This window comes from uncultured Campylobacter sp. (assembly GCF_937890585.1).
Lineage (GTDB): Bacteria > Campylobacterota > Campylobacteria > Campylobacterales > Campylobacteraceae > Campylobacter_A.
In genome coordinates this window covers 1-8,443 of sequence record NZ_CALACG010000039.1, presented here as the reverse complement: position 1 = coordinate 8,443, position 8,443 = coordinate 1, and the positions used below count along the sequence as shown (strand labels likewise).

The 8,443-nt window shown below is 44.5% G+C and carries 6 protein-coding genes; 5 read left to right on the top strand and 1 reads right to left on the bottom strand.

The annotated features are described in order from the left end of the window. Positions 1-694 precede the first annotated feature (694 nt). Genes Q0296_RS01050 through cmoA form a run of 5 tightly spaced genes read left to right on the top strand, consistent with a single transcriptional unit; the run spans position 695 to position 5,803 of the window. Positions 695-1,555, top strand: coding sequence for an NADAR family protein (locus tag Q0296_RS01050; RefSeq protein WP_298035720.1), 861 nt, complete (start codon positions 695-697; stop codon positions 1,553-1,555). Between the two features lie 41 nt (positions 1,556-1,596). After that, entirely contained in the window at positions 1,597-3,540 is a 1,944-nt protein-coding gene (ligA, locus tag Q0296_RS01045; protein ID WP_298035719.1) for an NAD-dependent DNA ligase LigA, read from the top strand. Next, positions 3,530-4,243 carry a TlyA family RNA methyltransferase gene (locus Q0296_RS01040; RefSeq protein ID WP_298035718.1) on the top strand — a complete coding sequence of 238 codons (714 nt, stop codon included), beginning with the start codon at positions 3,530-3,532 and terminating at the stop codon, positions 4,241-4,243. The genes ligA and Q0296_RS01040 overlap by 11 nt, the downstream gene beginning before the upstream one ends. Beyond that, positions 4,209-5,102, top strand: coding sequence for a bifunctional riboflavin kinase/FAD synthetase (locus Q0296_RS01035; RefSeq protein WP_298035717.1), 894 nt, complete (start codon positions 4,209-4,211; stop codon positions 5,100-5,102). Before Q0296_RS01040 ends, Q0296_RS01035 begins: the two co-directional genes overlap by 35 nt. Further along, on the top strand, positions 5,099-5,803 hold the full coding sequence (gene cmoA, locus Q0296_RS01030) for a carboxy-S-adenosyl-L-methionine synthase CmoA (RefSeq protein WP_298035716.1): 705 nt from the start codon (positions 5,099-5,101) through the stop codon (positions 5,801-5,803). The genes Q0296_RS01035 and cmoA overlap by 4 nt, the downstream gene beginning before the upstream one ends. A gap of 64 nt (positions 5,804-5,867) precedes the next feature. On the opposite strand, the gene fdhF is transcribed toward cmoA, so the two are convergent. Continuing rightward, positions 5,868-8,144 (bottom strand): formate dehydrogenase subunit alpha, encoded by a 2,277-nt coding sequence (fdhF, locus tag Q0296_RS11515; protein WP_366939714.1) that lies wholly within the window; start codon positions 8,142-8,144, stop codon positions 5,868-5,870. Positions 8,145-8,443 lie beyond the last annotated feature (299 nt).

Sequence of the window (8,443 nt, the reverse complement as noted above, 5' to 3'; positions counted from 1 at the left end):
ATACGAGATCTAGTACGGTCTCGTGGGCTCGGAGATGTGTATAAGAGACAGGAGGAATTTAGGCGCATAAAAGATATCGTGGAGGAAATTTACAAGCTAAATTTACATGAAAAGGCAAAATTTAGCCTTGATAGCTTTGATCCTTATTGCTTAGAATTTGCGCTAAACCACGGCTTTAAGATGATAAATGACATCACAGCAAATGCCTCTCTTGCCACGCTTGCTGCAAGATACGACGCGCAGTTTTGTATGATGCACATGCAAGGAGACCCTGCCACGATGCAGATCGCGCCAAAGTACAATGACTTAATTGGCGAAATTTCAGACTTTTTTGAGCAAAAGATAACCCTTGCAAGGGAGCTTGGCGCTAAAAAGATAGTGCTTGATGTGGGTATTGGCTTTGGTAAGACGGCTGAGCAAAATTTGCTGCTTATTAAGCATTTGGAGCATTTTTTGAAATTTGGCTGTCCGCTACTCGTTGGTGCTAGTCGCAAATCAGTCATAAATCACTACTACAAAAGCGAAGTCAAAGACCGCTTGCCAGGCTCGCTTTATCTGCATCTAAAAGCCTTTGAAAACGGCGCGCAGATTATCCGTACGCACGATGTGGCCGAGCATAAGCAGCTTTTTGATATGCACGAGGCGATGAGCCAAGCCACGCTTTGGTAGGGCGCTTGGCTAAAAAAGAGGCTAGATGAAAAATTTACTTCCACCGCCTTGGATCAAATTTCCTCAGATTAGCCCCTTTTCTATCGGCTGGAGGATGGGCTGCGGCGAGGATTATAAGTTTAAATTTAATGAGTGGCTAAAAACGCTAAGTCAAGATGAGCGTATCGAGTATCAGCAGCTCTTTGCTGAGCCTGCGACGTGGCGTGGATACTGGGACGAGAGACTTGGCGATGATGAAAGCACGCTTTTTATCAAAGATGAATTTGTCACCGACCTTTGGGAACGTGAGCCTAGATATGAGTTAAAGTGGCTTAAGAAGCGCTATAACGCAGGTAAGGCGGATAAATTTCTATTTTTTTGGGGCCATCAAAAGAGTGCGGGCATAAGCGCAAGCTGTCTAAGCCAGTGGTATAGCTCTAGCTTTTGGCAAGACGAGGTTCATTACATTTGCGCCGAGCAATATATGATGGCTAAAAAGGCTGAGTGTTTTGGTGATGACGAGGCCTTAGAGCAAATTTTATCCGCCAAAGATCCAGCGCAGATGAAGGCGCTTGGTAGGCAGGTGCGAGGCTTTGACGCTAAGGTCTGGGACGAGATAAAATTTAGCGTTGTGCTAAATGCGAGCTATTTAAAATTTAGCCAAAATGCCAAGCTGCGGAAGTTTTTGCTCTCGACAAAGGATAAAATTTTAGTCGAGGCAAGCCCTGTTGATAAAATTTGGGGCATAGGCATGAGTGCTGAAGATCAAAATGCGCAAAATCCTATGAAGTGGCGAGGGCAAAATTTGCTTGGCTTTGCGCTGATGAGAGCTAGAGACGAGATAGCAAAGGTCTATAAAAATGCCCATTTATGTGACGCTAGAGAGCTAAATTTGGATCATTTATAAAGTATGTTTAAGATAAAATGCGGTGTAAATTTGGAGCAAAAATGACAAAACAAGAGTATGAAAAAGCGGTAGATACGCTAAATGCGTGGGCAAAGGCCTACTATGACGAGGACGAGCCACTTGCAAGCGACGAGGAGTATGACGCTCTATATCACGCGGTTTTAGCCTTCGAGCAGGCAAATCCAAGTGAAATTTCGCTATTTTCGCCGACTAAGCGAGTGGGCGGAGGCGTAAAAGAGGGCTTTAGCAAGGCAAGCCACATAAAGCGCATGTGGAGCATGGAGGATATCTTTAGTCTTGGCGAGCTTGAAGCGTGGCTAAAGCGCGGCGAGAAGGAGAATTTGACCTTTGTTGCTGAACCAAAATTTGACGGAGCGAGCCTAAATTTACTCTACGAAAATGGCGTTTTAGTTAGGGCGATAACCAGAGGCGACGGCGTTACAGGCGAGGATGTGACGCAAAATGCAAGGACCATTAGCTCGGTGCCAAAGAGCATTAGCTACAAAGGGCTCATTGAAATTCGTGGCGAAGTCGTCATAAGAAAAGATGACTTTGAGCTACTAAATATAGAGCGCGCAAAAAATGGCGAGGCGCCACTTTCAAACCCTAGAAACGCAGCCGCAGGAAGCCTTAGACAGCTTGATAGCGCAGTCACTGCTAAAAGAAAACTACTTTTCATACCTTGGGGCGTGGGCGAGCAGAGCCTTGGGCTAAAAGATCACAGCGAGGTGATGAAATTTGTGCGAGATCTTGGCTTTGAAAGAGATGAATTTTTTAAAATTTTAAAAAAAGATGAGCTTGAGGCCGCATATAACGAGCTCTTGGCAAATCGCGACGCAAAGAGCGTGATGATGGATGGCATGGTGATACGCGTAAATGACCTTGCGCGCTGTGAAGAGTTAGGCTACACGGTCAAATTTCCAAAATTTATGGTGGCGTTTAAATTTCCAGCCATTGAGAAGGTGACTAGGTTAAGAGACGTAGCACTTCAGGTCGGTAGAAGTGGCGTAGTAACGCCTGTTGGCGTGCTTGATGAGGTAAATATAGATGGCGCAAATGTAAAATCCGCCACCCTTCATAACTTTGATGAGATCGAGCGCCTTGGCGTCATGAAAAACGACTACATCGGCATCATCCGCTCAGGAGATGTGATACCAAAGATCACAAAGGTTTTTAAAGATAGACGAGATGGCAGCGAACAAGCGATAGAGAGGCCTAAATTTTGCCCAGTTTGTGGCTCGCACCTGCTTGATGAAGGGGTCTTTGTAAAGTGCCAAAATTTAAGCTGCAGGGCAAGAGTGGTGGGCTCGATAATCCACTACGCATCGAAAAAATGCCTAAATATAGACGGACTTGGCGATGCGATCGTAAATTTGCTATTTGACAAGGGGCTGATTGCCTGCATTAAGGACATCTACAGCCTTAAATTTGATGATCTCATGGCGCTTGAGGGCTTTAAAGAGAAAAAGGTAAATAACCTTTTAAATGCCATTGAAGCCAGCAAAGGTGCGGAGCTATCGCGCTTTATCACGGGCCTTGGCTGCGAGCATATCGGCGAGGTGGCGGCTAAAAAGCTAGCAAGTAGTTTTGGGCTGGGCTGGCTTGATGCTAGCTTTGAGGAGCTAACCGCACTTGAGGGCTTTGGCGTGGAGATGGCAAATAGTTTAATCGACTTTGCCGAGGTAAATAGGGACGAAATTTTAGCTTTAAGCCAGATCGTGCAGCCAAGCGTGACGCAGGTGCAAAGCATCTCAAATGCGCTAAGTGGCAAGACGGTCGTTATAACTGGCACGCTAAGTCGCCCAAGAGATGAGATAAAGGCGGAGCTAGAGAGTTTTGGCGCAAAGGTTTCTGGCTCAGTTTCTAAAAAAACGGACTTCGTCCTAGCTGGCGAGGAGGCTGGCAGCAAGCTAGAAAAAGCAAATGAGCTAGGTGTGCTGGTGATCGACGAGAGCGAATATGAGAGGCTAAAACTTGAGGTTTGATAACTACGTCGCAAGCGTTTTAAATATCAGTAGAAACAAGGCGAGCGAGCTCATTAAATCTGGCAAGGTGCTAATAAATGGCGAAATTTGCACCAAGGTTTCAAGCGAGGTTAGTGAGGCTAAAATTTCACTGCTTGATGAAATTTACGTTGGGCGAGGCGCGCTTAAGCTAAAGAGCTTTTTGGAAGCGATGAAATTTGACCTAGCTGGCAAAAACGCACTTGATATCGGCAGCTCAACTGGCGGCTTTATGCAAATTTTACTTGAGCGTGGCGTAAAGAGCGTGACTGGCGTCGATGTGGGCACTGATCAGCTGGACGCCAGCCTAAGAAATGACGAGCGAGTGAAAATTTATGAAAAGACTGACGTCAGAGAGTTTGCAAAGCAAAATCAAAGCAAATTTGATCTCATAACCTGTGACGTGAGCTTTATCTCTTTGGCTGAAATTTTGCCTGCTATTTGTGAGCTTGCAAGCGAAAATTCGCTCATCATCACTCTTTTTAAACCGCAGTTTGAAGTGGGCGTTGGCGTAAAACGCAACAAAAAAGGCGTTGTAACCGACGCTAAGGCTGTAAATTTAGCGATGAAGCGCTTTGAAGTGCTAGCAAGCAGCTTGAAATTTGAACTGATAGCTTGCAAAGAGTGTGAGGTCAAAGGAAAGGAAGGAAATGCCGAATTTTTCTACGCTTTTAACAAAAGATAACATCACTGCCGTTGCGATAGGGCACTTTGACGGCGTGCATAGGGGGCACAAGCAGCTTTTAAAACAGCTTGGCGAGTTTGGCGGACTTGTCGTGATCGACAAAAACAAGGCAAACATCACGCCAAAGCTAAAGCGAGCCGAGTACTCAAACTATCCTTGCTTCTTGTATGATTTTGAGAGTATAAAAGGACTTAGTGGCGAGGAATTTATCGCACTTTTAAAGCGAGATTTTAAAAATTTAAAAAAGATCGTTGTTGGATTTGATTTTAGATTTGGCAGAAACAGAGCGTGGGACAAGCACGATTTGAAAAGGATTTTTGATGGCGAAGTGGTCGTTGTAGATGAGGTCTGCTATGACGGTATGGGCGTGCATAGCTCAGCGATAAGGGAATTTATCAAGCAAGGCAGGATCAAAGAGGCAAACAAGCTGCTAGGCAGGGAGTACTCTATCGAGGGAGACGTCGTAAAAGGGCAGGGCATCGGCGCAAAAGAGCTTGTTGCGACGCTAAATTTGGACGTCAAGAGCTATCTTCTGCCGCGCGAGGGCGTCTACGCGACAAGAACAAGAATGGGCTCATACACCTACGGCTCGGTCACTTTTATAGGCACTAGAGTTAGCACGGATGGCAGCTTTAGCGTTGAGACGCACATCTTAGACGAGGTCGCACCAAAGGTGACCAAGCACGTCGCGGTTTGCTTTGTAAAACGCATAAGAGATAATGAAAAATTTGCAAATTTAAACGAGCTAAAAGAGCAGATAAAGTGTGATATATTAGAGGCTAGAAAGAGTGTTGGCGTGTGCGATCTGTACTGCGACGAGACGATAAAATATTTTGATGGAAGCGGAGCTGGCATATGAGAGATGAAATTTTTAAAGAGCCCATAAGCAAGCAGTTTGAGTTTGACGACTTTGTGGCGAGCGTTTTTGACGATATGATCTCGCGCTCGGTGCCATTTTACGACGTGAGCTCAAATTTAAATGCAAAGCTGCTAGCTAAAATTTTGCCAAAAGAGGCGAGCGTGTGCGACCTTGGCTGCTCGACGGCAAATAGCCTGCTTTTGCTAAATAACCTTAGAAATGACCTTGCGCTAAGCGGCGTGGATAACTCTGAGGCGATGCTGGCAAATGCCAAAAACAAGGCAAAGGCGTATGGCGCTAGTATAAATTTTATCCTAGCTGACATCACAGAGTACGAGCTGGCAGGGTTTGACGCAGTTTTGGCAAACTATACTTTGCAGTTTATCAGGCCGCCAAAAAGAGCAAATTTGGTGCAGAAAATTTACGATGGGCTAAATGAAAATGGAGTTTTTTTGTTTAGTGAAAAGATCATTTTTGATGATAAGAAGCTTACAAAAAGCGTTATAGAAATTTACGAGGACTACAAGCAGGCGCAAGGCTACTCACGCTATGAGATCGCCCAAAAAAGGGAGGCACTTGAAAATGTGCTGGTGCCATACACCGAGGAAGAAAATAGAAGCTTAGCCCTAAATGCTGGCTTTAAACGAGTTGAAAGCACGTTTAAATGGGGAAATTTTATGAGTTTTTTGGCGTTTAAGTAGAAGCTTTAAATTTATCTCTACCTATCTTATATATAAAAAAGTGAGGCGAGAGGCCTCACTAAATTTACTCATTTATCGCTGCATTTCCGTGATGGTGGAAGTCATCGTAGATGATTTTAGAAGTTTGAAATTTCTCGCGTTTTAGCTCGCGAACTCTTAAAAATTCTTTTTCGTCGATCTTCTTGATCTGGATCGCTGCTTTAAATGTCGGAGTCTTACTGATGAAGTCCCAGCCGCTACTTGTTAACTCGTTGCATGAGCTCTCCCAGTAGTGGAAAGTCATCTGTATGATACCCTCAGGCACGATGTCGGTAACTTCGGCTTTTACGACGATGTAACCGTGTCTGCTCCACGCTTTTATAAAGTCACCTTGCTTGATACCATATCTTGCAGCAAGCGACGGGCTCATCTCAGCGATAGGTCCGATACTGTCGCCACCTTCTTCGATCGCTTTAGAGCGCCTTGTCATGGTGCCAACGGTGTATTGATAGACCTTTCTAGTGGTTAGAAGCTGTATCGGATACTCAGCGTCGGTCTTCTCATCGACTGAGCCAGCCATTATAGGATACTCAGGCGACATGTTCATCTTCTTAGCAAATTCAAGTTTTGCAGGCTCGATCTCATCAGCTTTACCCACAAATAGAAATGGAACAAAGCGACCTTTGCCATCAGGTGTGAAAAATTTCTTATCAAGATACAAGCTCTGACCGCCCATGCTATCTTCTGTTGGGCATGGCCAGTGAAGTCCGTGATATTTTTTGATGCGGTAGTAGCTCATGCCACCATAGCGTCTAGGGTCGCATTTTCTAACTTCTTCCCAAATTTCTTCTGGTGAGTTGTAGTTAAAGCCCTCAGTTGCGCCCAAACGGCGTGCGATCTCACAAACGATCCACCAGTCTTGTCTAGCATCGCCTGGAGGTGTGATGACCGCTTCGTTGTGCTGTACGCGGCGCTCTGCGTTGGTATAAAGGCCTTCTTTTTCGCTGCTTGCAACACCTGGGAGTACGACGTCAGCTTTTAGAGCAGTTTCAGTCAAAAATAGGTCTTGAACCACGTAGAAATCAACATTTGCGATGCCTTTTAAGAAGTGGTTTGTATTTGGCTCAGAGATAACTGGATTTTCGCCGATAGTCCAGAAGAAATGCACTCTACCATCAAGTATCGCATCAGGCACTTCTGTCTTGTGGATGCCTATCTTTGAGTTTAAAAATCCAGGCTCAAGGTGCCACATTTTCTCAAACCAAGCTCTTTGCTCTGGGTCGGTGACTGAGCCAAGATTTGGGAAGATATTTGGCAAAACGCCCATGTCGCAGCAGCCTTGAACGTTCTCTTGACCTCTTAGTGGCAAGTCGCCAGTGCCTAGCTCGCAGATATTACCAGTGATCAAGAATAAATTTGATACGTCACAAACTCCACCAACGCCGTGGTTGAAGTGAGTTACACCCATGCCGTGGGTGATGACGGCTGGTTTTGTAGTAGCGTACATTCTTGCAGCTGCTCTTATCTCCTCTGGATTTAGCCTTGTGTATTTAGCCACGACTTCTGGGGCATAGTCTTTTACAGCCTCTTTTACATACTCGATGCCTATCGTGTGATCTCTTACAAACTCCTCGTTTACAAGGCCTTCTTCGATGATAGTGTAAAGAAGAGCGTTGATAACAGGGATGTTGTGCTCGGGCTCTAGTTGTAAGTGGATGTCGGCTCTACTTGCAAACTCAGTCTTGATAGGGTCGATAACGATCAGTTTTGCGCCGCGGTTTAGCGCTCTTTGGATGTGCATAGCTGCTATTGGGTGGCCATTTTCTGGGTTTGAGCCTATCATTAATATACAGTTACTATAAACTCCGATCTCTGTAAAGCTATTTGTGGCAGCTCCGTTTCCGATTGTTTTAGCAAGTCCTGCTACTGTCGGAGCGTGTCAAATTCTAGCGCAGTGATCGACGTTGTTTGTGCCAATTACAGCGCGCATTAGCTTTTGAGCGACGTAGTTGTCCTCAAGCGTACAGCGTGCTGAAAAGTTTCCTGCTAGTGAGTCAGGGCCGTATTTCTCTTTTGCCTCTTTCATCTTTTCTACGACAAGGTCGAGTGCCTCGTCCCAGCTAGCCTCTTCAAATTCGCCATCTTTTGAAAAGACACCATTTTTCTTTCTAATTAGTGGCTTTGTAAGTCTGTCTGGACTTGCTACGTAGTCCCAGCCATAAAAGCCTTTTAAACATAAATTTCCTTGGTTAACGGGGTTGTCTTCGACGCCAGTGGCGGCACGGACGACGTTGTTTTCCACGTGCAAGGTTACTTGACAGCCTGTCCCGCAATAAGGACAGATGACTTTGCCTTCTTTCATCACTTTCTCCTTCTAATTATGCATTTTCTGCATATTTATTTTGAGTAATATTACTAGTGCGAAACTTAATCTTTTATGAAAAATTCTTTATTTAAAAAATAAATTTTAATTTTAAGTTATATTTTATATAAAATTTAAAAAGATTGACGGGATGTATGAAAACGGTAGTATAGCTATACAAAACTACGGAAACTCTATGAATGAGTATATTTATTTTGAAGATTGCGATAGTAAATACTTAAAATTTGATAAATAGGGCTAGCGTGCGTGATTTCGCGGTAAATTTTAAGAGAAAGAAC